Origin of the sequence: Streptomyces sp. R-74717 (genome assembly GCF_047305335.1) — a bacterium.
Lineage (GTDB): Bacteria > Actinomycetota > Actinomycetes > Streptomycetales > Streptomycetaceae > Streptomyces > Streptomyces atratus.
Genome location: NZ_CP102361.1, coordinates 1,805,764 through 1,828,958, shown reverse-complemented (window position 1 = coordinate 1,828,958; position 23,195 = coordinate 1,805,764). Strand labels below are relative to the sequence as shown.

The window sequence follows — 23,195 nt, the reverse complement described above, 5'->3', positions numbered from 1 at the left end:
GAACACTGCCCGACCACGGAAAGCAGGAACAATGCACGAGAACGACCACGACCGGTACGACCTGCTGGTCGTAGGGTCCGCCAACGCCGACCTGGTCATCGGCGTGGAACGCCGCCCCGCACCCGGTGAGACCGTGCTCGGTTCCGATCTTGTCGTCCATCCGGGCGGCAAGGGCGGAAACCAGGCGGTGGCCGCCGCCCGCCTCGGGGCCGTCACTGCCCTGCTGGCCCGGGTCGGCGACGACGCCCACGGCCGCCTGCTGCTGGAATCGCAGCGGGCGGCGGGTGTGGACACCAGCGGCGTTCTCGTGGGCGGGGCACCGACCGGAGTCGCGCTGATCACCGTGGACCCCTCGGGTGACAACAGCATCGTGGTGTCGCCGGGGGCCAATGCCCGGCTGACCCCGGAGGACATCCGGGGGGCCGGAGATCTGTTCGGGGCGGCGCGGGTCGTCTCCGTACAGCTGGAGATTCCGCTGGAGACGGTTGCCGAGGTGGCCGGTGCAATGTCACCCGGCACCCGGCTGGTCCTGAACCCGTCCCCGCCCGCACCCCTGCCCGACCATGTGCTGGCCGCCTGCGACCCCTTGGTGGTCAACGAGCACGAGGCGCGCTACATCCTGGGCGAAGCCGCAGGCACCACGCCCGAGGAGTGGGCGCGAGCACTCCTCGAGCTCGGCCCGCAGTCGGTAGTGGTCACGCTGGGGGCGGCGGGCGCACTCGTCGCCGACAGCCGCAGGGCCGACGTCGTACGCGTACCGAGCCCCGAGGTCGAGGCCGTGGACACGACCGGGGCGGGTGACGCGTTCACCGCCGCCCTGGCCTGGCGGCTCGGCCTGGGCGAGGAGCTCACCGATGCTGCCGCGTTCGCCGTCAGGGTGGGCGCGGCGGCCGTCACCAGGCAGGGCGCACAGGCGTCCTTCCCGACCGCAGAGGAAGCCTCCGCGCTGTGAAGAAGGCAGGAATCCTCAACCGCCATCTCGCCGGAGCACTGGCCGAGCTGGGCCACGGCGACGGGGTACTGATCTGCGATGTGGGCATGCCCATCCCGGCCGGCCCCCGGGTCGTCGACCTGGCCTTCCGGGCCGGTGTCCCGTCGTTCGCCGACGTGCTCGACGGGCTGCTGGACGAACTGGTGGTGGAGGGCGCGACAGCGGCGCACGAGGTGCGGGAGGCCAACCCGGAGGCCGCACGCCTCCTGGACGAACGCCTCCCGGAACTCGCCCACGTACCGCACGAGGAGCTCAAGGCGCTTTCGGCGGGTGCCCGGCTGGTGGTGCGGACGGGGGAGGCGCGGCCGTACGCGAACGTGCTGCTGCGGTGCGGGGTCTTCTTCTGACAGAGGCCGGCAGACACCGGGCGTGCGGATCACGGACGACGGGTCTGCGCGGTGGTCACCGCGGTCTCTGGCGCGATCACCGCGCGGTCCGCGCAGCTGATGGGCCGCATCCCTCTTCGGGAGCGGCCCATCACGTGTATGCGCTGACGCGGATGGTGAGGATCCCAGTGAACCGTCGACAGTACTGATGGTCCACTTGCCCGACCCATCCCTCTCGTGACTCAGGGTGCACCCGCGGGTCGGCCCGTGCGTCCCACGATGCCGGCTCCTCAAGACAGATCCGTATTCCGCGACCCGGTGGTGGACTCGGCCGGTGCGGGGCCATCCACTCCGTGACCCGCCCGACGGAGATCTGTTCGGATGAGGAACGCACCATCAGTAACACCCGGTGGCGGTTGCTTTGGGGCGAGCGTGACGTAGCGTTGCCCTTTTGGTGGTGTTCGGAAGAGCATCGCGAGGCACCGTTGTGCCCTCATCAGTCATGGGGGCACCGAGGGGTATTGGGATGAAGCTCTGCTTCCTCGTCGAAGAGCTGTACCGGCATGACGGCATGCCGCTTGATGTGGTCCGACGACTGTCGTCGTGGGGACACCAGGTGGACGTGGTGCGCCCCGGCGGCTCGCTACTGCGGATCTCGGAAGAGGTGCGGGCGGGGACCCATGACGCCTGGGTACTCAAGACCGTGTCCGGCGGCCCCGGGCTCACCCTGCTGGAGGCCGCAGCGGCTGTGGGCCTGACCACGGTGAACGATGCGCGGGCGATCCGCGCGGTGCGCGACAAGGTCCTCACATCGGTCATCGCGCGACAGCACGGGCTACCGGTTCCGGTGACCTATTCGGCACCGAGGGCCACGCTGTTCGCGGATGTCCCCGAGGAGCTCTTCCCCCTGGTGGTCAAGCCAGCCGACGGCAGCTCGGGGCGCGGGGTGCGGCTCGTGCCGGACCCCGGGCGCCTGGCGGAGGCGGAGCAGGCGGGGGAGGGTCAACTCATCGCACAGCCCTACGTGTCCAACCCGGGCTCCGACCTGAAGGTCTACTGTCTCGCGGGCGAGTTCCACGCGACCTTGCGCCGCTCCCCGCTCCACCCGGACGGGCCGGTCGACGAGGGAGCCGTCCCCCTGCCCGCCGAGGTGGCCGCAGCGGCGGCGAAGGTGGGAGCGGTCTTCGGCCTCGATCTGTACGGCATCGACGTGGTGCTCGGCCCCGACGGTCCCGTGATCGTCGACATCAACGACTTCCCGAGCTTCCGTCAGGTCCCCGACGCCGTATCCCGGTTGGCCGGGGCCGTCCTCGACCTGGCCAGGACGGGCGGCGCTGCCAGGGCGGGCGTGTTCGCCCCTGCTCCGCGCATTCCCGCGCAGCCGCAGACCCCCCACGGACAGCCCCACCCGCACCCCGAAGCGGACATGCTGGCGGCCGCACCGGGAGCCGCCCAGATATGAGGGTGTGTCTACTGACCGACAAGCCGGATCATCCGCTGCTCGCCGCAGCCTCTTCCGCACTGATCGAGGCGGAGCACCAGGTGACGATCCTGAACCCGGACACCGGAACGGGATCCCCGTCGGAACTGGTGATCCCGGATGATCTCGCCGACGTCTACCTCCTCAAGGCTCATACCTCCCGCGCACTGGTGCTGGCCCGTTTCCTCGAAGCACACGGCGCCCGGGTGGTGAACTCCGCCGCCGCGACGGAGCTGTGCCAGGACAGGAGCTGGATCGCCGCCGTGGCGGAAGGCGCCGGCCTGCCGATGCCCCGGACCAGAACCCTGGACTCGCTGTCCGAGGCCCTCCACGGAGCGGAGCGGCCGGAGAGCGGCTATCCGCTCATGGTCAAGAGCCGCCACAGTCGGCGCGCGGACCTGGTCGCCCGCGTGGACGGTCCTGCTGAGCTCCAGGACCTCGCCGCCGAGTGGTCCAACGAGCCTGTCGTCCTGCAGGAGTTCGTCGCGAACAGCGGCTGGGACCACAAGCTGTGGGTGATCGCGGGGGAGGTGTTCGCGGGAGTGCGCCCCGCACCGGTGGGCGCCCCGCCGGACGGTGCGCAGCCCGTGCCACTGGTCCGTGACCTGCCGCCGGCCTGGACCGGACTCGCCCTCCACGCGGGAGAGGTCTTCGGCCTGGATGTCTACGGTGTCGACCTGCTGGACCGCGAGGGGGCGCCCGTCGTCGTCGACATCAACGCCTTCCCGGGCATCCGCGGACCGAAGGGCGCCCCCGCGGCGCTGGCAGCCCTGGCACTGCGACGCCCCCGGCCCGGCCCTCCCGCTTACGGGGCCTGACACACCCCGGCCTCCACCAGGAACTCGCTCGGGGTGCCCGACCACGACACATGCAGCCCGTCCCGCGCCCGGTGCGTGCTTCCCCGGATGAAGACAGGGGGCCTAGGTCCCCCCTCGAACCGGGGTGGCAGGCCCAATGATTCCGAAGCCTCCTCACAGCAGACTCGTCTCCGACGGGATCGAGGGAGCCCGCAGGAGGAGGCCGGAATGAAGAGGGTCGCATCACCCGCACTTTGGCAGCCGCCGTTGCGCGGGCTCGCGCTGGCCGCGCAGAAAGTGCCGCAGGCGGCCCTCTTCGCACTCATGGTGTTCTCGTCGGCCTCTCTCGGCCTCGGCGCGGGCGTCCTGCTTCTCCCCGTCGTCGTGGCGGCCGTGCGCAGGCTGGCCAACCGTTCCCGCAGGCTGGCCCACGACTGGTCCGGGGTGACGATCGCGCAGCCGTACCGTGAACTGCCCGAGCCGGGGCCCGGCCTCGCGGGACGCTGGGGGCACTGCCTGCGGCTGCTCCAGGACCCGGCCACCTTGCGGGACACGCTCTGGACAATCGTCGACCCCGTGATCGGCACCGTGCTCGCGCTGCTGCCCGCCGCGCTGCTGGTGTACGGACTCGAGGGGCTGGTTCTCCCGTTCTTCTGGGACGCCCTCGTCTTGGCCGGCTATCACGACCACTACGCCGGACTGATCGACGTGAGCGGCGAACGGGGTGTACGCACCTGGCTGATGCCCCTGTTCGGTCTCGGTTTCATCTGGCTCGGACTCCGGACGGGACCCCTGCTGCTCACCGCCCACGCCCGCTTCACCCGCAAGCTGCTCGGTCCGCGGATCGGTGACGAACTCACGGCACGCGTAGGTCACTTGACGCGTACCCGAGGGGCAGTGGTGGACAGTCAGGCCGCCGAACTCCGCAGGATCGAACGCGATCTGCATGACGGCGCACAGGCCAGGCTGGTCGCGATGGGAATGAACCTGGACGCCGTCGGTCAACTGCTGGACACCAACCCCGAAGCCGCCCGCGCACTGCTCCTGGAAACCAGGGAATCATCCTCCAAGGCACTTGGTGAACTCCGCGATCTGGTAAGGGGAATTCATCCGCCGGTCCTCTCCGACCGGGGACTCGGCGACGCCGTACGCGCCCTGGCGCTGGACAGCCCGTTGCCGGTCGATGTCGCCGTCGATCTGCCGGGCCGGCCCGACGCCCCGGTGGAGTCGGCCGCCTACTTCGCCGTCAGTGAACTGCTCACCAACGCGGCGAAGCACGCCCGGGCCGATCGCGTCTGGATCGATATCCGCCACGAACGCGAGGCCCTGCGCATCAGTGTGGGCGATGACGGATGTGGTGGGGCGACGGTATCGGCGGGAACAGGGCTGGGGGGAATCGAGAGCCGCATTGCCGCATTCGACGGAGTGCTTTCCGTCAACAGCCCTCAGGGCGGACCGACCATGACCACGATGGAGATTCCGTGCGCATTGTTCTCGCCGAAGACCTCTTCCTTCTGAGAGAGGGGCTCGTCCGGCTTCTGACGGCCCACGGTTTCGAAATCGCCGCCGCAGTGGACAACGGTCCGGAACTCCTGGACGCACTGGTCGAGCACCGGCCGGATGTCGCACTGGTGGATGTGCGGCTCCCGCCCACCTTCACCGACGAGGGACTGCGCGCCGCCATCGAGGCCCGGCGCAGGGTCCCCGGACTGCCGGTGCTGGTTCTCTCGCAGTACGTCGAGCAGCTGTACGCCCGCGAGCTGCTGGCGGACGGCACGGGCGGGGTCGGCTATCTGCTCAAGGACCGGGTCTTCGACAGCGGCCGCTTCGTCGACGCCGTGCGCCGGGTCGCGGCAGGTGGCAGTGCGATGGACCCGGAAGTGGTGGCAAAACTGCTCAGGGGCAACGCCCGGGACAAACCGCTCACCCGGCTCACCCCACGGGAGTACGAGGTGCTGGGACTCGTGGCGGAAGGACGTTCCAACGCCGCCATCGCCGGCCGGCTCGGGGTCAGCGAGAAAGTCGTCACCAAACACACATCGAGTGTTTTCACCAAACTCGATCTGGCGCCGTCGGACGACGACAACCGCCGGGTCCTTGCCGTACTCGCCTATCTGAACTCCTGACACCCTGCCGGGTCGAAAGCGAAACAAACGCGTAGTCGCGGCGTCACGATGCTGCGGCCATGCCATTCGCCGAACAGGCGCCGCGCAGCCGTAACGGCTCGCTGCGCCCGATGAGTCATGCCCGCACCTGGCCGGAACACACGGCACATTTCCCACTCATGCACGAGGAGTCCCCCATGACAGGACCGCGCAATTGGGCCGACCGGCTTCTGAGACTGCCGGGCGGACGAAAAGGCAAGTGGCTGACGCTGATTGTCTGGCTGATCGTCGTGGTGGCCGCGGTGCCGCTCGCCGGACAGCTTTCGGAGCTCGAGAAGGACGGTCTCACCGTCGAACTGCCCCGTGGAGCAGAGTCCACCGAGGTGGCCGGGCTCGCCGACCGCTTCGCCGAGGGCAGGATCTCGCTCGGCATCGTCGTCTACGTCCGCGACAGCGGACTCACCGCGCAGGACCGGGCCAAAGTCGCATCCGACATCGAGGAGTTCGCCACCCTGGCGGCAGGAGCGGTCGAACCGGCCCGGCCTTCCGAGGACGGCAAGGCCCTGACCGTGTTGGTCCCCCTCGACAAGCAGGACAGCACCGCACTCGCCGACAACGCCGAGAAGGTGCGCGACCGCGCCACCAGCGACCGGCCCGACGGTCTGAAGGCCGAGCTGACCGGGCCCGCCGGTAACTCCCTGGACGCTGCGGACGCCCGGGAGTCCACCGGTCGTGCGCTCACCCTCATCACTGTCGTGGTGGTCGCCGCGCTGCTGCTCATCACCTACCGCAGTGCGATCCTGTGGCTGCTGCCCCTGCTCGTCGTGGGTGTCTCCTTCCTCACCACCCAGGCGGTCTCCGCCCTGCTCGCCAAGGGGTTCGGTCTGACCGTCGGCGGCGGGAACGAGATCGTCGTCACCGCACTGCTCTTCGGCGTGGGCACTGACTACGCGATGCTGCTGCTCGCCCGCTACCGCGAGGAGCTGTGCATCCACGAGGACCGGCACCACGCCATGCGGACCGCCCTGCGCAGGGCCGTACCGGCCATCGCCGCCTCGGCCGCGACCGTATGCATTGGGCTGCTCTGCCTCACCCGGGCCGACGTCGGGTTCAACCACACGCTCGGCCCGGGCGGTGCCGTTGCGATCGTCTGCGGACTTGCCGCGATGACCACGCTGTTCCCTGCCGTGCTCGTCCTGCTCGGCCGATGGGTGTTCTGGCCCCGTGTGCCGCGCGCCGGGGCCGCTGCGAAGAACGCCGACCGCCTGCTGTGGGACCGGATCGGCGGCCGGATAGCCCGGCGCCCGCGTCTGGTGTGGACGGGCTCCGCCCTCGTCCTCACCGTGCTGGCACTCGGCTCCCTGGGTCTGAGGACCGGGCTGGACGACGAGCACCTCGTCATCGGCAGACCCGGCTCGATCGCCGGCCAGGAACTCCTCGCCGCCCACTACCCGGCCGGGCAGAGCCGGCCCGCCGAGGTGATCAGCAGGGCCGAGGCCGCACCTGAGGTCGCCGAGGCACTGAAGCACATCGACGGGGTCGCCGAGGTCGTGCCCGCCACCATCTCCACCGACGGTGAACTCGCCTGCACCAAGGCCGTGTTGGAGGCGGACGCGGACAGTTCGGCCGCAGCTCGCACCGTGGACCGGATCCGCGCCGCCGTCCACGACATCCCCGAAGCCGACACACGGGTCGGCGGTCCCACCGCCATGGCCCAGGAGAAGGCCGAGGCGCAGGCACACGACCGCAGGGTGGTCATCCCACTGGTGCTCGTCGTGGTCTTCGTCATCCTGATCGCACTGCTCAGGGCCGTGGTCGCGCCGGTATTGCTGATGGTGACCGTGGTGCTCTCCTACTTCGCCGCACTCGGCATCAGTTGGCAGCTGTTCCAGCACGTCCTGGGCTTCCCCGCCGTCGATACCCAGGTCATGCTGATCGGCTTCCTGTTCCTGGTCGCCCTCGGCGTCGACTACAACATCTTCCTCATCCACCGCATCCGTGAGGACGTCGGGCATCACGGCCACCGGAGCGGGGTCCTGACCGGCCTCACCTCCACCGGCGGGGTCATCACCGGCGCGGGCGCGGTCCTCGCGGCGACGTTCGCCGCCCTCACCAGCGCTCCACAGGTGGCGTTCATCGAGATCGGCATCGTGGTGGCGATCGGCGTACTGATCGACACCTTCCTGGTCCGCTCCGTCCTCGTTCCGGCGCTCGCCCTCGACGTCGGCCCCGCCTTCTGGTGGCCGGGCCGCCCGGTGGGCCGGGACACGGCAGCGCAGACCGTCGACGACGCGCCCAGGGAGGCGGTCGCGGTCGCCGTCAGCTCCGGGCGGCGTACACGATGAGGTTGTCCACGGGATGGCCCTGGGCGTCGAAGGCGCCGTCGCAGGTGATGAGACGCAGGACGCGCTTGTCGGTGGCGCCGTAGACCCTCTTGGTCGGGAAGGCATTCTTGCTGACGGTCTCCGTGCCGGTGACCCTGAAGTGGAGCTCCGCTCCCCGGTCGTTGCGGATCGCGATGTCCGCACCCTTGCCGATCTTCTTCAGATCGTGGAAGACGGCCTTCCCGAAGCGCGTGTTGTTGTGCCCGATGAGGACCGCGGCGCCACGCTCGCCGGGGACGGCGCCACCGGTGTACCAGCCGGCCGTCATGCCCTTCTCGGCGGGCGGGACCTGGACGGTGCCGTCCTCGTTCAGACCGAGCCGCATCAGCGAGCTGTTCACCCCGATCGAAGGGATGCTGACATGGGTGGGGCTCGCCGCGGACCTCGGCTTCCCGGACTTCTCGGGCCTCTGCGTCCCCTCGGGCTCCGTCTCCTTCGGAGAGTTGAGAGAGCCCGGGGCGCTGGGTGAACTGCCGCCGGCGCGTGATGCGACGGATGAGCCATCCACGGCGCCGGAGGAGCAGCCGGTGAGGGCGAGACAAGCGAGCACCGGAAGTGTGACATGCCAAAGCGACATGGACGTACGGGACATGGGGGCTCCAGAACGGGACGGAGATGGGCAGTGGCGCCGCCCGGGACGGGGCGGCGCCACAAGGGAAGGTCAACCGCTGAGCGCGGTCAGTTGTGGTGCGCGGTCAATTGCCTTGCATGTCAGTGACCGTGAAGGGACTGACGCGTCGGCAGTTCAGCGGCCCTGCTGTGCGGCGGAGCGGCGGCGCAGCACGACCGTTCCCGCTCCCGCGACCAGAACGGCGGCTGCGGCCGACCCGGCAAGGGCGGTGGTGCTGTCACCCGAGGTACCGGCCGGTCGCTCGCCCGCGGCGACGCCACCGCGCGGAGCGGCGGCCGCGGCACGCTCGCCCGCGGCCGAAGGCTCGACCACGGCCGGGGCGGGACTGTCGCCCGCGGCAACACCGCCACGGGGCGCAACCGACGGCTCCGAGCCCCGCGCGGGCGCGCCGGTGACACCGGCCGGGGCGGCTGCGGCGGACCGCTCGACGGACGGCTTCGGTGCGGGCGTGCTGTCGGCGAAGGCCGCGGTCGACGGGACGAGTACCGCGCCGGCCGCGACAGCGGCAAGGACGGCGGTACGCAGGGACAGACGGTGGGGCATGGGCATGGCTCCATTCCAGGTCGGCCTCGGTGGTGCCCGGAAGCCGGTTCGCACCGGGCACAAGGCATGCCGACAGGCTGGCGTGAAGTTATGAAGAAACTGTCAGATCGCTGTAGTCATCGCATCAGGCCTGGCCCGCACCGCTTCCACGGCCGCCCACGGCACGCTCGGGTCCGCCCGCGCCGCTGCCGCGCTCGCAGCCGCCTGCCGTGCTCCCCGACACGCTCGTCGAGGCTCCTTGGGACTCGCCCGACCCACCAGCCTCTCCGCATTCATCCGACCCCGTCTGCGCAGGATCTGCCGGCAGCCGGAGCGTGAACACCGAACCCTGCCCCTCGACGCTCACCGCACTCACCGAGCCGCCGTGGGCCTCGACGAGTTTCCGTACGATCGCCAGGCCCAGCCCGCTGCCGCCGGTGCGGCGGCTGCGGGACTTCTCCGCGCGCCAGAAGCGGTCGAAGACATGGGGCAGATCCTCGGCCGAGATGCCGCCGCCCGTATCCGTGACGTCCACCACGACCAGGTCTGCGCACTCGGAGCCGTACGCATGCAATGTGACATTTCCACCGGCCGGAGTGTGACGCACCGCGTTGGAGACGAGGTTGCCGATGGCCTGACGCAGCCGGACCGGATCGGCAGTCAGCTCGGGACCGGAAGCGCCGGCCGTCGCCGTGAGGACGGCCAACGTGACTCCAGCCGTCTCCGCTCCTGCTTGGTGGGCCGCGGCGACCTGGCTCAGAACGTCCTCGACGCGTACCGGCTCGGGGTGCAACCGCAGCGCACCCGCGTCGGCCGCGGCCAGATCCTGGAGATCGTCGATGATGTGCTGCAGCTGAACGGCCTCCGTGTGGAGCGAGGAGATGAACGCCGGGTCGGGCTCCGCCAGACCGTCCTGCGCTGCCTCCAGCCAGCCGCGGATATTGCTCAGCGGGGTGCGCAGTTCGTGGGCGACGTCGCTGACCATGTCCTTGCGCTGTCCTTCGAGGCGGGCGCGGTGGGCCGACATGTCGTTGAAGGCCGCGGCGAGCCGCCCGATCTCGTTGTCGTCGGTGACCAGCACCGGGGCGGAGTCCTCACCGTCCCGCATCCGTTGTGCCGCACCGGTGAGGGCGTGCAGCGGCCGTACGAGCCGGGCCCCGGCCAGCACGGTGGCTCCGACCGTGAGCGCCAGGACGAGCGCCGCGGCACCCGCGATCTTCGCGGTGTTCGCCGGGGAGAGGTCGAAGCCGGGCACGGTCGTGCCGCCCTCGTCGCCGATGAACAGCAGTGCGGGCGAGGCGACATAGGAACTGAGCTGCTCACGGCGGGCCGTGCCCACGCAGGATGCGGTGGCCCGGTCGTCGTCGCCGGTGCGGACGCTCGGCGCGGGAGCGGGCGACGGGGTGGAGACACCGGCGCTGGGCATCGGCTCGGGACCGCCGCCCCAGGACAGGTCCAGATTGAGCTGTACGCCCGTGCGGCCCTGACGTTTCAGGCAGGCATCGGCGAGCTGATTGAGCGCCCCCAGCGCCTTTCGCTCGGTCGCTGTCGGTTCAGCCAATTTGTCGGATGCGCACCTGGTGCCCTGCACCCGGTCGGGATCGTTGCCCACGACCTCGATGCGCGGACGCCCACTCGGGCCCCGGACCACATCCGCCGCGACCCCGGACCGATTCAGGCACGCCACACTCCGGTCGGCGACACGCTGCAACTCCGTACGCTCGGACGCGGGCAGCCGGAACGGACCGACTGCGCGCGGGTCGACACGGTCGGCCGTGACGCCGGCCCGGCCCACCGTCTGGGCCAGCGCCGTGTCCACGGACAGCGGATCCACGATCGCCGATGCCTCGGGCGGCAGCGCGGGCAGGGACGGCCGTGTGGCGGAATCGGCGAGTGGCCGGCGCTGCTCGGTGGTGAGGGCGATCCGCCGACCGGACTGCCGCGCCAGGTCGCGCACGGTGCTGTCGACGCCGTCCCAGGTCGGGTGGGTCGCGGCGTATCCGAGCAGGGTGTTGTAGATCCGGGCGTCCGCGGTGAGGTTCTGCCCCTGTTCCTGCTTGATGGCACCGGAGGTGGTCTGTACGGCAAGCCAGGCCGTGGCGGCCACCGAACACGCCGCCACCAGCGCCGATACCGCCAGCAGACGGCCGAACAGACTCTTGCGGAGCGGCAGCCGCGCCCGCTGCTCACGCCGAAGGGGCACACCACGCACCCGGCTACGACGACGCACGCGAAGCACTCCTCGCCGGGTCCGTCAGCTTGTAGCCGACACCGAAAACGGTGAGCAGCCGGGCCGGCCGACGCGGTGCGGGCTCGATCTTCTTGCGCAGGTTCATGATGTGCACGTCGACGGTACGAAAGCTGATGTACCGGTCGAAGCCGTGCAACTCCTCCAGGAGCCGCTGCCGGGTGAAGACCCGCTCGGGCCCGGCCGCCATGGCGGCGAGAATCCGGAACTCACCGGGCGTGCACTCCACGAACCGGCCCTCGACCGACACCTCGTGCCGGACCGGATCGACCACGAGCGCACCCACCGTCAGTACCTCATCCGCAGCGGGATCGACACCTGCCGCAACGCGGCTGGTGCGACGAAGCAGCGTCCGTACGCGCGCCATCAACTCACGCGGGCTGTACGGCTTCGTCACATAGTCGTCCGCACCGAGATCCAGACCCAGCAGCAGATCGTCCTCTGTGCTGCGGGCCGTCAGCATCAGCACCGGCAGCTCCCGGTGCTCGGCGCGCAGCACACGTACCACGTCCAGACCGTCGGCCCGCGGCATCATCACATCGAGCACCAGCAGATCGGGCTCCCGGTGCCGGACCTCGGCGAGGGCCGCCAGGCCGTCCCCGACGACCGTGACCGCGTGGCCCTCGTGTTCCAGATAGCGGCGTACGAGTTCGGCCTGCTTCTCGTCGTCTTCGGCGACTATGACGTTTGCGCACACGTGGTTGATCGTAGATGAGGTGACGCAGACCCCTCGTGGCACCGGACGGTGCCGGACACCGTGTTCCGCCACGGAGCGGATCACCGGGCCAGGGTCTGGACGGGCAGACACCGGGTCGGTCGGGGAGGGAGTACGGGTGCTCAGCTCCGGCTCGGAGGACGAGGGGGCCGTGCACAACACCCTCTCGGGCAACGCGGTGGTGGCCGGACCGTTGCTCATGGCCGGCGGCGGTCGTCGGCTTCTACGCCGATGCGGCGGCACACGCGGACGCCCTGATTCTCGGTGCTCGTCTTCGGCTGCAGGAACCGCCGGTCCGCTCGCCGGCCGAACTTTCCCTCGGCGCACCACTCTTCACCGACCGCGCCAGTGCCCTGGACCGGCTGGACGCCGAGCGTGCCAACCTTCTCCATGCGCTGCGACTGGCCGACGAGGAACAGTGGTACAACGCCGTGTGGCGGCACACACGGTCACCAGCAGGCTGTACTCCACGAGAACTGGCGACAGCTGAATAGGAGAGTCCGCCAGTATCACACCCGGACTCGGTACGGCCCGGACGCGATGCGTGCCTCCCATGGGCCGGCATGGCCCGGAGGGATGACGTCGTACGCGCGCCGAGCCCGTTCCTCGGCCGAAACCGTGGGCACGACCGGGGGCCGGCGATGTGTTCGGAGGACGACCGTGGAGGCGTACGCACAGTTCCCGCTGTCTCCATCGACGGCTCCCGTCGGGGCGAACTACTGAGCGCCCGCCCTGCCGTTCCTCGTGGACGGATCGTCGAGGAGGTCGGTGAGGAGATCGTCGAGGACGGACTCCTCCTCGACACGTACCCCCAGTTCGACGAGCGCAGGGCGCAGTCCGGGGTCCCACGGGGAGTCGACAGGCCGGCCGGTGAGCGGGGCGAGCGGCGTGGTGCGGCCCACGGCCGTACGGTATTCGGTGGCCGTGTACCGCCATGGCAGCCAGGCCACATGCCGCAGCAGCGTCGACGCGATCCGCAGTCCACCCCAGTCGAAGTCGCCGTGGTAGAGCAGCGTCGAGCCCTGTGCGTGGAGCGTGCCCAGCAGGGCGAGCGCGGCGGCTGACGGCTGGCCCTGCAGACAGATCAGTGGGGCGCAGCCCGTGCCGTGGGCGTCGGCCGCAGCGGCCACGACCGCCGGGTTTTCGCAGATCCTTACGGTGGTCGGCCGCGTGCGCGGCGATGAGGGGTGACGAGTGAGCTGGCGCAGCGTCAGCACGACGGGTTCACCCGCGTCGGCGTGCAGGTCGAGAGCCGGTGTGCCGCGCACGTTCAGGGCGAGGACCGTCGACGACAACTCGTCTCTGACCAGCCCCGCCGAGGCCCAGGTCTCCCGTCGCCACTGCGCACCGCTGCCCGGTGGCCGGCCGCTGAGCCGTCGCAGGGCGGACAGTACGAGCGTGGCGAGGGCGGTGCCGTCGTCCAGGGCGTGCGCGTTGCCCAGTGCACGCGCCGCGAAAGCCGGGAGGGACATGGCCGGTTCGACGGGCAGGCCGTCCAGGGCGGACGCCGTGTCGGCGAGCAGGGCCGCGGCCAGTCGTGGCTCAGGAGCCAGGCGTCGTACGAGCCCCTCGCCCCGCATCCGGTTAGCCCACTCCGCCAGCTCGGGGCGGCGCGTCACCAGAGCGTCGAGCGGGGCATACGCCTCGGCCCAGGCCCGCGCCTTCTCGTCCCGCTCGGCCCGCACCGGCACTACGGGGCCGGTCAGCGCGCGTACGGCCGCCGCGAGACCGTCGGGGCTGATGCCGGAACGGCGCAGGACGTGGTCCACCGCGTCCAGCCGTACGGAGAGGGACCGACCGCGACGAGGCGCCCTGCCCAGCAGCCGTTCGACCGCACCACGCCCTGCGGCGTCGGGATCGGCGAGGGACACCGAGCCGGTGAGGGGTTCCTCGCGTTCGAGCCGTCGCCGGATCCGCTCGACGAGCCACGCCAGCTCCGGTGCGCCGAGCAGGCGGCGCAGGCGCACGAGGTCGATCGGCGCCGGACCGGGATGCGTACGCCCGTCGTCCCGGGGCCGGTCCCCTGCGTGTGTTGCCCAGCCCGGGTCCGGTGACGCCGCCTCGCCGGGCGGAGGAGTTACTGCCACGCGCAATCCTGGAGAGTCGCGTTCTGCGCACCGGAGGCGGCGTCGACGGCCGGGCCCGCGACCGCCGTACGGGCCGGAGAGTCCGGCGGACCCGGAGCCGCCGACACCGGGTCGGCTCCGACGCCCACTCCTTCCGCGCCCGCGGGCCCCGGTGCCGCCGTGTCCGGTTCGGCCCGGGTACTGATCGGTCCGCGGTCCGGCTCGAACCCCCGGGCGCGCTCCGTCCCGTCCCATTCCCAGCGGGTCACCAGTACAGCCGCCACCTCGTCGATACGGGACAGCTGAGCGATCGCCACCCCCGGAACCTGGGGATAGCACGCCCACTCCCGTTCGCTCGTCATGACGACGTCCAGGTCGAAAGCGTGCAGCAGCCCGAGGCACTTGGCGCGCGAGTCGTCGTCGACGCCCGCGAACGCCTCATCCAGGGTGACGAGCCGGGGTGCGTGCGGACTGGCGGCCGTCGCGTAGTGGGAGGAGGCCGCGGCGAACAGCGGTACCGACACCGCGAGCACCCGCTCGCCACCCGAAGCGGGGCCGGTGGCCGACACCCAGCGGCCGTGCTGATGGCGTTCGATCCCGAACTCGTGCCAGGCCCGGTAGTCCAGCGCCGCGGTCAGCTGCTCCAGTCGGCTGCCCGATACGTCGGCCGACTGCCGCAGAGTGATCTGCGACTGCAGGAACTCGCCGACCGCCGCGCGATCCTCCGGTGACCAGGCGTCGGCGGACTGCCGCAGCTGCTCGCGTGCGCGGGCCAGTCCCGTCGGCGCCTTGCGGGACGACCGCCACACCAGGCGCAGCTTCATGCCCGTGGAGGTGGGCCGCTCCTCCAGTTCCGCGTTCATCGCCCGCACCTGACGCTCGGCCGCGCCGATCAGCTCCTGGAGGGTGCCCGCGACCTCCGTGAGCAGATGGGTCTCCAGGATCTCCCGCTCATGAGCGGACAGGATGCGCTGCAACTCGCCGACCTCGGTGGCGAGTGCCTCCGCCAGCTCGGGTACGGCCCGCTCGCGCCCCTGGTAGACGATGTCGACGACCATCCCGTCCTCCACCATCCGGGCCGACGCGGTATGGCCGTGCCGGGACAGTGCGTCCTGCAGGGACTTGAGCTCCTCACTCAGACGACGCTGCACACGCTCCCAGGATCCGTCCGAATCGTCCGCCGCCGACAACTCCGCCTCGATGCCACGGGCGAGCGCGACGGCCGGAGTGACCGCCCACGCGCCGTCGTTCAGCGGCGGTAGCACGAGCTCGGGGACGGCCACCCCGATCAGTCCCGTGGAAGCGAACCGGCGCAGCGCTTCCACCGCATCCGTCCGCGCGGCGGAAGCGGTGTCGAGATCGGACTCCAGCTGTTCGATGCGTCCCTCGGCGTGACTGGCACGCCGGTCCGCCGCGGCGCGGGCCGCGGCCGACTCCTTCTGCTGCCGGACACAGCGGCCGAGCTCCCCGGCGGTGTCGGCGAGACGCTGTTCCAGCTCGGCCACCGCCGCTCCCACGGTGGAGCGCAGAGTGCGGTGATGTTCGTCGGCCGCGGCTGCCGCGTGGGATGCGGCTTCCGTACGTTCCGTCAGCTCCGCGACCCGGGCCTGCGTCTCCTCGGCATCCGACTGCTCCTCCGCAAGGGCCTGCCCGGCCTCGGTCCGTTCGCGGAGCGCCGGCCAGACCTCGGCGAGGGCCAGCCGGTGATCGGCCAGACCGTCCCGTACGGAGGCCAGCGTGCGGCGCATCGCCGCCGGAGCGAACGCGGGATCCACGGACATCGGCGGCCCGTCCGCCGTGGCCCCGGCCGTAGCCGGCGTCGGCTGCTCGGTCGCCTGCGGGGAGAGACCGACATCCGCAGCGGTCTCCACAAGTTCACGGACGGCCGCACGGTCGCTGTCTGCCGCATGCGCCAGATCCGCCGACCGTTCGTCCCGCCTCAGGACGGCCCGACGGGCGGTCTCGCGGGCCGCGAAGGCACGCGCGTGTGCCTGCCTGAGCCCGCCGTCGTCGGGGAGCGCGGCGAGCTCCTCGTCGAGCAGCCCTCGCTGCGCCGCAACAGTCGACCGGTCCTCGGCGAGTGCCTCCGACTCCCTTTCGATCGAGGTCAGTTCGTCCCTGAGCGCGGACAGCCTGACCCGCCTCGCCGCTTCCCGGGCGCCCTCACCGACGTACTCAGCGGCCTCCTTCGACCAGCTGCCGGTCAGCGCGCCCACCCGGAAGCGGCCGTCCACGGCCACCCACGTACCGCCGTCGTACCCGAGCGGCCGCTCCGCGCCCAGTCCGACGGAGACCAGCAGCCGGCCCACCGTCTCCTCGCCCACGGCCCGTGCGCGCTCGTCCTCGTGATCCACGGCCGGCCGCAGCGCCTGCGCCAGCGATGTGCCGGCCACCGGCGCCCCCGGAGCGACCAGGACATCGTGGTTCCCCGCTGCCGGACCGGTCAGTGCCGACACGGCACTTCCGTCCGGGCACACCCAGGCATCCAGCAGCCCCGAGGCCTCCAACGCCGCCTCCAGCAAGGCGCGTTCCCCCTGCGGTACGTGATCGTGGAAGTCCACGAGACGCCACAGCGGTGCACCGGTGGCCCGCTCCCGGACCCCCGGCGTTCTCGTGTACGGGACCTGCGGTCCGCGCCCGCCTCCGGCCTCCAGCGCCGCCAACTCCCGCTGTACCGCGTCCCGGCGTGCGGCCAGCGCCGACTGCTGCTGCACCAGCCGGGCGGACAGATCCGCGAGAGCGGCCGACGCGGCACGATGGGCGTCCGCCGCATCCACCTGTGCCGGGCTCGGCCCGTTCAGGTGCGACAGCCAGTCCTGCAACCGGTCCAGCAGGCCCACCGGGTCGGGAAACCGCAACTGACGGCATTCGCACACGTGTTCACGCACCTGGGCCAGCAGAGCCTCGCCGGCGGCGGTCACCGCTTCGGCCGTCTGAGCCGCCAGTTCCCCGGCCTGCCCCACCTCGCCCTCCGCATCGTCCAGGCGCCGCGCCGCATCCAGCCGGGCGGCGGCTGCCCGCTCGGCCCGGCCGGTCAGGCCCGCCACCAGATCCACCGTGCGCTGCCGGCGCGCCAACGCCTCCTCGACCGAGCGCCGCAGCTCGGGCTCCGGAACGTCCCGGGTATGCAGCTCCGGATCGATCCGCGCTGTCTGCGCCGCCCGGCGGCCCCGCAGCCGCGCCGACGCGAGCCGTCCGTCCGCGGCGCTCAACCGGTTCTGCGCCGTGCCGACCCGGAGCACAGCCCGCCGGTGCGCGGCCACGGCGAGGTCGCGGTCCGCCGCGGCGCGGTCGTGGTCGTCGCCGGTCCGCAGGGCCTCCCTCCCGGCCTGTTCCAGCTCGCGCGCACTACGCATCTCCGGCCCCGCCCGCAGTGCGGCGTCCTGGGCCTTCAGCCGGGCCTCGGCTTCTTCCAGCGCCGCACCGCGCTCCTGTGCCGACGCCCGCTCCTCCAGCGCCTTGCCCCGCTCGGCCTGTGCCGCCGAAAGGTCACGCTGGAGCCGCTCGTACCGGGCGTGCTCGGTACGCGGCAGACGCGCACGACGCCGCGAGGCGATCCGCGCGTACCGCCGGTAGTGCTCCAGGAAGGCCGCGGCCGCGCGCTCCGCCTCGCTCGCCGCGCGGAGCTCCTCCTTCTCCTCGTCCAACGAACGGAAAGCCTCGGCCACATCGGCGATCACCGCCTGGTCCATCGGAGGCAGGGCCTCCGTCAGAGCGCGCGAGAGGGCCGCTTCGTTGGGACGCTTCGACAACTGTGGCTGACGCAGCTGGACGAGCAGGTCCACCAATGCCGCGTACCGCTGCTCGCCCAGCCCGAACAGCGCTTCGTCCACCGCCCTGCGGTATGTCCCGGCCTGGTCGTACACCGTGCCGCGCCCGGCGACGGCGTCGGCCAGCCGGTCCCGTGACAGGGCCGTTCCCGTTGCGTCCAGCAGGCTCAGCTCCGGGCCGATCCGCTGGTCGGTGACAGCGAACCAGTGACGGGCGATACCGCGTCCGGACACGGCCTTCAGCCCGCACATGAGCGTACGGAAATGAGCCTGGCCCCGCTCGTCCAGCCGGCCGAACTCCACCCAGGTGTAGCCGAGCCGTTCCGGGTGCGGATGTTCCCCGCCCAGCAGCAGATTCCACTCCATCCGCTTACTCGGATCGGCATCCGGTTCCACCCTTCGTGCCGACAGGTCGCCGTCGAGCAGGAACGGAAGGGTGAGGGCGAGCACCTTGGACTTGCCGGTTCCGTTGTTGCCCCGCAACAGCAGCCGGCCGTCACGGAACCAGAACTCCTCGCGGTCGTAGTAGAAGAGGTCGACGAGCCCGATCCGCAGCGGCTGCCACCGGCTGCGCGCAGGAGCGGGAAGGGCGGTTCCGGCCGTCGTCGGGACGCCTCTTCCCGCCGCCTGCTGGGCGGGAACGAGAGGGGCGGTCGCGGGGTCGTCCGGGAGGATGCTCAACGCTTCGGCGCCTTTCGGGTCGTGGACACACCGGGGTCGAGAACGACGGCCTCGCCCACGGCATAGCGGGCGAGTGCCGGGCGCGGTGCGACGCCGTCGGCCGTACGGGACACGAGCCCCAGGGCGGTCAGCCGCTCCACGGCCTGTTCCACCAACTCCGGTTCGGATCCCGGTTCCCGGGCCGCCTTGGACCAGAACCCGCCATGCACCGCGGCAAGTTCACGTACCCACTGCTGGAGCTCGACGAGTGACACCGGGCCCGCGACGGCTGCCAGACGCTCGGTGAGCAGCAGCGTGATGTGACCACGGGTGCCCTGCTCGGGCATCCGGAGGTCGGCGAGGTCGTCGTACGGATCGACCATGGCGATCCCTTCGGCCCGCACCTCCGCCACCAGCCCGGTGATTTCCGTGATACGGGCCGTCAGAAAGCCGCGTTGCCGGGTGAGATAGGCCAGTTCGGTGTCCGTGAGCTCGTCGTAGTAGAGCACCGGATCGTCCAGCAGTCGACGGGTCAGCGAGCGCCGCAAAGCGCGGAAACGCAGGTCGTCGCTGTCCAGTGCCGTTTCGGCGGTGAGCTCGGCCAGCCGCTCGTCGGCACTCTCGGCGGCCACGAGCGACGGCCCCACACGGGTGGCCAGCATTCCGGCCAGTACCCGGCGCTCCACGTCATAGAGAACATCGCCGGACCCGCTCACATAGGCGTCCTCCTCACCGGCCACCCGGCGCAGCACGCCGTACCGGAGCAGTAGCCGTACCACTGCCGCAAGGTCCAGACGCTCGTCGCGCCGCTCAAGGGTGAAGGCGACACCGGCCGCGACGAGTTGCGGATCGGCGGCATCCAGGACCACCTGCTCGGCGAGACGGCCCAGCGCGATCTGATTCTCGCCGCGTTCCAGACAGGCAAGCGCCAGGCACAGAAGCACATAGCGGCGGCGGGTGAACGGCACTGCGGCGCGGCTCGCCTCGCGCGCCGGATGAGAGGCGTCGTCGAGGGTGCCCGGTGTCCGGTACAGCCGGGCGGTCTCCGCATCCACCTGAAGGCGCCAGCCGGTGTTGCGGTCGAACCATTCCCGCAGTTCGGAGGCGTGCTGTCGGACGAGCCGGAACGCATCGGCACTCGGACCGGCGGCCCGCAGCAGCGGCTCCTTCAGGAGGGCGCGCGCCGCCCGCCTCACCTCGGCGGCACGCTGTCCCTCCAGCACCTCGGCGAGAGGGGTGGTCATCCTGCCTCCCGGGGTGTCGTGGCCGCCGCCGTTACCGGCGGGCCGGCCGCCGGCCGTCGGGACACCGGCATGGTCAGATCGGTGATCTCGACGCCGTGGTCGGGCCCGGTGAAGACCCCGTCCGGAGTCTCGATACGGGCCGTCCGGCCGTCACCCAGGGCGGTGAGCCGGATCTCCATGGAGCCGTCGTTGCTGGTCACCGCAGTCGTTGTCATGCCCGGCCGCCACGAGGCAAGAGCATCGCCCAGCAGCTGGAGGAACAACCGGAAGGAGAGCGGGTCCAGCGTACCGAGTCGTGACAGACGGGTTTCACCTCCGGTGGCGAGCAGCGCACGGGCCGTTTCGGTCTCCTGGGTCTGTTTCCTCGCCAGCGCGGCGAGCAACTCCCGGGCCTCGGTCCTGTCCTCGACCTTGCGTGCCTTTCCACGCCTCTCGTAACTGCCGCTGCGCCGAAGCTGCGGACTGATCCGCAGCGGCTCCGCCTCGGCCCAGGGGGTCGAGGCCGGAGTCGGGGATGCCTGGCGCGAGGCGAGGGAGTCCGCGTCGATGCTGAGATGACGGGCGGGATAGAGGCCGAAGGCCACACGCCACAACCGGTGCCGTGTCTCGTCGTCGGGCGCTTCGGCGAACCAGCGGGCCAGAGTCCGGAAGTCCGCGGACCGGTCCGAGCGCCCGGCCCGGCGTTCGGTCAGCGAGCGGACCACGGCCAGCAGTTGCGGAATCGCGCCAAGTGCCCGGCCGCGCAGCAGCCGGGCCTGCGACTCGCGGCCGTCCCGGGACAGGAACCAGGAGGCGAGTCCGGACCAGCGGCTCTCCCACTGCCCGAACGCTCGGGCTTCGGCCTGCTCCGTTTCTCCGGGCGAAGCATCGGCGGCCTCTCGGGCGGCGGCCAGCCGCAGCAGCGGTTCGACCCGGTGCTCCAACTCCAGGACGAGCCGGGCGATGCGCGCGCCGAGCGTGATCAGGTCCTGGATGAAGCGTTCCAGATACTGGATCAACTGGTCCTTGTACGCGAGGAACGTCTCGACTTCGACGTCGTGCAGGTCGATGGTGCGCTGCAAGGAGCCCATGAATGCCCGCGCGTTGTCCGCGAGTGCCGCAAAGCGGCTGGTCAACGTGAACAGTGCGAGATGTGTCTTGGCCGGGTCCGGCGCGTCGTCCGCTGCGAGGACGAGCAGGGCGCGCAGCTGCGTGATGATGTCACGCAGGGCGACCGCCTGCAGAGCCCCAGGTCGTCCCAGCGATTCGTCGTAGGCGGCGAGCGCCGTCTCGGCCGCCTCGCCGGACGCGGTGAGCTGGTAGATGAACCGCTTGCGGTAGAAGTCCTCGACAGCGGTCACCCGCGCGGTGTCCGGATCGGCCCGCAGATTTTCCCATTCCACCAGCTTGTCCAGGGCCTTCACCACGGTCTCGGTCTCCGGCGGCCGATGCTCGGACGGCAGAGCGGCGTACACGTCTTCGGGACGCAGATGCACCGCAAACCGCTCCTTCGCGGCGAGGAATGCCGCCATCACCTGCCGGTAGAGAGCCGAGTTCGGGGCGGTGAGGTGAGCGAAGGCGCTGTAACGGCTGGGACCCGGGGGAGTGCCGTTCTGATCGGGGGCCGGTGGTGTCGCTGTCATTACCACTCATTCTGGCCTATGAACCGACGGGACCGTCTCCTATGGCCACGTATGAGCGGAGGGTGATGGTGGGGTGGCGACTCGCAGCAGGGCGGGAGGCATGTCTTACCCTGAATCCACCGGCTGTCCCGGGTCCTGGTAGATAGAGAAATGAAGAGAGGTGCCTGCTGACCTGCGAAGATGGGAGTTACCACACCACCATCACGCACTATCAGCAAGGCACCTCGTAGATGAAAGTTTCCCACACCCCGGCGGCGGTCTCTGCTGCGTTCGATGACCGGAATCTGATCGCGTATGCGGGGCTGGTCCCGGTGATGCGGCTGGCCGAGCGGTGCGGTCTTTCGCGCCTGACGGCGCAGAAGGTGAAGCTGACCGGGGCGGGCAACGGCGCGGGTGCGGCGGCGGACGCCAAGGTCACCAGCATCGTGGGCGGTATGGCCGCAGGCGCGGACAGCATCGACGACCTTCACCTGCTGCGGCACGGTGCGATGCCGGCCGTGTTCGACGGTATCCGTGCCCCGTCCACGCTGGGCACGTTCCTGCGCGCGTTCACCCACGGCCATGCGCTCCAACTCCACGCCGTGCACCGCAGGTTCCTCGGCGCGCTGGCCGCACACACGCCGCTGCTGCCGGGCGCCGGTGTGACGGCGTTCATCGATGTCGACTCCACCCACAAGCGCGTCTACGGCCGCACCAAGCAGGGCGCGGAGTACGGCCGGTTCAAAGGGATACGCACCCTGCACCCGCTGCTCGCCACGATCTGCACCCCGCACTCCCGGCCGGTGACCGCCGCGGTCCGGATGCGCCGCGGCAAGGCAGCAGACGCCCGCGGCGCCCCGAAACTCGTGAGCGAGGCCCTGGCCACCGCCGTCGAGGCGGGCTGCACCGGCATGCGGATCCTGCGGGCGGACTCCCAGTTCTACAACGCCGGTGTGATCGCAGCCTGCCGCCGGGCCGGAGCCCGCTTCTCCATCACCACTGGCATGAACCCGTCCATCAAACGGGCCGTCCTCAGCATCCCCAACGATGCCTGGCAGAAGATCAGTTACCCGAACGCGGTGGAAGATCCAGACACCGGTGATCTCATCTCGGACGCCGAGGTCGCCGAGATCCCCGCATACACCGCGTTCGCCAGCCGCAAGAAGAGTGAGCGCGTCACGGCCCGGCTGATCGTGCGCCGGGTCCGTGACCTGGCCAAACCCGCCGTCGTGGGAGAACAGGGCGAGCTGTTTCCCGTCTGGCGCTACCACCCCTTCTTCACCGACAACCCCGCCGGGACACTCCAGGCCGAACGGGAACACCGCCACCACGCGGTGGTGGAACAGGTCATCGCGGACAGCAAAGCCGGCGCTCTGGTCCACCTGCCCTCCGGGCACTTCCACGCCAACTCGGCCTGGCTCACGCTGTGGGCGATGGCCTACAACCTGCTGCGGGCCGTCGGAGCACACGCCTCGGCCTTCCACGCGAAGGCAACCACCGCCACACTCCGGGCCCACCTGGTCCACGTCCCGGCCCGGATCGCCCGCTCTGCACGGCGCATCACCCTGCACCTGCCCCACAACTGGCCCTGGCAGCAAGCCTGGACGCATATGTTCGCCATCACGCACGGCCCACCGGGACTGATCTGACACCCC

At 70.9% G+C, this 23,195-nt stretch carries 16 protein-coding genes; 8 read left to right on the top strand and 8 right to left on the bottom strand.

Going from position 1 to position 23,195, the window contains the following annotated elements; translation table 11 throughout:
* Positions 1-31: 31 nt before the first annotated feature.
* From NRF20_RS08180 to NRF20_RS08150, 7 genes are all read left to right on the top strand, one after another.
* Positions 32-952 (top strand): ribokinase, encoded by a 921-nt coding sequence (locus NRF20_RS08180; protein WP_413752307.1) that lies wholly within the window; start codon positions 32-34, stop codon positions 950-952.
* Entirely contained in the window at positions 949-1,338 is a 390-nt protein-coding gene (rbsD, locus tag NRF20_RS08175; RefSeq protein WP_093896175.1) for a D-ribose pyranase, read from the top strand. The genes NRF20_RS08180 and rbsD overlap by 4 nt, the downstream gene beginning before the upstream one ends.
* A gap of 505 nt (positions 1,339-1,843) precedes the next feature.
* The gene (locus NRF20_RS08170; protein WP_398630650.1) at positions 1,844-2,779 is read left to right on the top strand and encodes a RimK family alpha-L-glutamate ligase; all 936 of its coding nucleotides are present in this window, start codon (positions 1,844-1,846) and stop codon (positions 2,777-2,779) included.
* Complete coding sequence (locus NRF20_RS08165; protein ID WP_413752306.1) at positions 2,776-3,615, top strand: ATP-grasp domain-containing protein; 840 nt, start codon at positions 2,776-2,778, stop codon at positions 3,613-3,615. Before NRF20_RS08170 ends, NRF20_RS08165 begins: the two co-directional genes overlap by 4 nt.
* A gap of 207 nt (positions 3,616-3,822) precedes the next feature.
* On the top strand, positions 3,823-5,112 hold the full coding sequence (locus tag NRF20_RS08160; RefSeq protein WP_398630652.1) for a sensor histidine kinase: 1,290 nt from the start codon (positions 3,823-3,825) through the stop codon (positions 5,110-5,112).
* Entirely contained in the window at positions 5,076-5,720 is a 645-nt protein-coding gene (locus tag NRF20_RS08155) for a response regulator (RefSeq protein ID WP_413752305.1), read from the top strand. The genes NRF20_RS08160 and NRF20_RS08155 overlap by 37 nt, the downstream gene beginning before the upstream one ends.
* 176 nt (positions 5,721-5,896) lie before the next feature.
* Entirely contained in the window at positions 5,897-8,044 is a 2,148-nt protein-coding gene (locus tag NRF20_RS08150) for an MMPL family transporter (protein ID WP_413752303.1), read from the top strand.
* Here the strand turns inward: NRF20_RS08150 and NRF20_RS08145 are convergent.
* The 8 genes from NRF20_RS08145 to NRF20_RS08110 form a co-directional block, all read right to left on the bottom strand.
* On the bottom strand, positions 8,019-8,675 hold the full coding sequence (locus tag NRF20_RS08145; RefSeq protein WP_398630655.1) for a class F sortase: 657 nt from the start codon (positions 8,673-8,675) through the stop codon (positions 8,019-8,021). The genes NRF20_RS08150 and NRF20_RS08145 overlap by 26 nt on opposite strands.
* A 153-nt stretch (positions 8,676-8,828) precedes the next feature.
* The gene (locus NRF20_RS08140) at positions 8,829-9,257 is read right to left on the bottom strand and encodes a hypothetical protein (protein ID WP_398630656.1); all 429 of its coding nucleotides are present in this window, start codon (positions 9,255-9,257) and stop codon (positions 8,829-8,831) included.
* Positions 9,258-9,381: 124 nt separating this feature from the next.
* The gene (locus NRF20_RS08135) at positions 9,382-11,466 is read right to left on the bottom strand and encodes a sensor histidine kinase (protein WP_413752302.1); all 2,085 of its coding nucleotides are present in this window, start codon (positions 11,464-11,466) and stop codon (positions 9,382-9,384) included.
* A complete protein-coding gene (locus NRF20_RS08130; RefSeq protein ID WP_398630658.1) occupies positions 11,453-12,181 on the bottom strand; it encodes a response regulator transcription factor in 729 nt (242 codons plus the stop codon). The genes NRF20_RS08135 and NRF20_RS08130 overlap by 14 nt, the downstream gene beginning before the upstream one ends.
* Before the next feature lie 734 nt (positions 12,182-12,915).
* A complete protein-coding gene (locus NRF20_RS08125) occupies positions 12,916-14,286 on the bottom strand; it encodes a TIGR02679 family protein (protein WP_398630659.1) in 1,371 nt (456 codons plus the stop codon).
* A complete protein-coding gene (locus NRF20_RS08120) occupies positions 14,277-18,716 on the bottom strand; it encodes a TIGR02680 family protein (RefSeq protein WP_398630660.1) in 4,440 nt (1,479 codons plus the stop codon). The genes NRF20_RS08125 and NRF20_RS08120 overlap by 10 nt, the downstream gene beginning before the upstream one ends.
* Positions 18,713-19,939 carry a TIGR02678 family protein gene (locus NRF20_RS08115; protein WP_398630661.1) on the bottom strand — a complete coding sequence of 409 codons (1,227 nt, stop codon included), beginning with the start codon at positions 19,937-19,939 and terminating at the stop codon, positions 18,713-18,715. The genes NRF20_RS08120 and NRF20_RS08115 overlap by 4 nt, the downstream gene beginning before the upstream one ends.
* A complete protein-coding gene (locus NRF20_RS08110) occupies positions 19,936-21,561 on the bottom strand; it encodes a TIGR02677 family protein (protein WP_398630662.1) in 1,626 nt (541 codons plus the stop codon). The genes NRF20_RS08115 and NRF20_RS08110 overlap by 4 nt, the downstream gene beginning before the upstream one ends.
* Before the next feature lie 230 nt (positions 21,562-21,791).
* Here NRF20_RS08110 and NRF20_RS08105 point away from each other — a divergent pair, with 230 nt between their 5' ends.
* Positions 21,792-23,189 (top strand): IS1380 family transposase, encoded by a 1,398-nt coding sequence (locus tag NRF20_RS08105; protein WP_413752301.1) that lies wholly within the window; start codon positions 21,792-21,794, stop codon positions 23,187-23,189.
* Positions 23,190-23,195 lie beyond the last annotated feature (6 nt).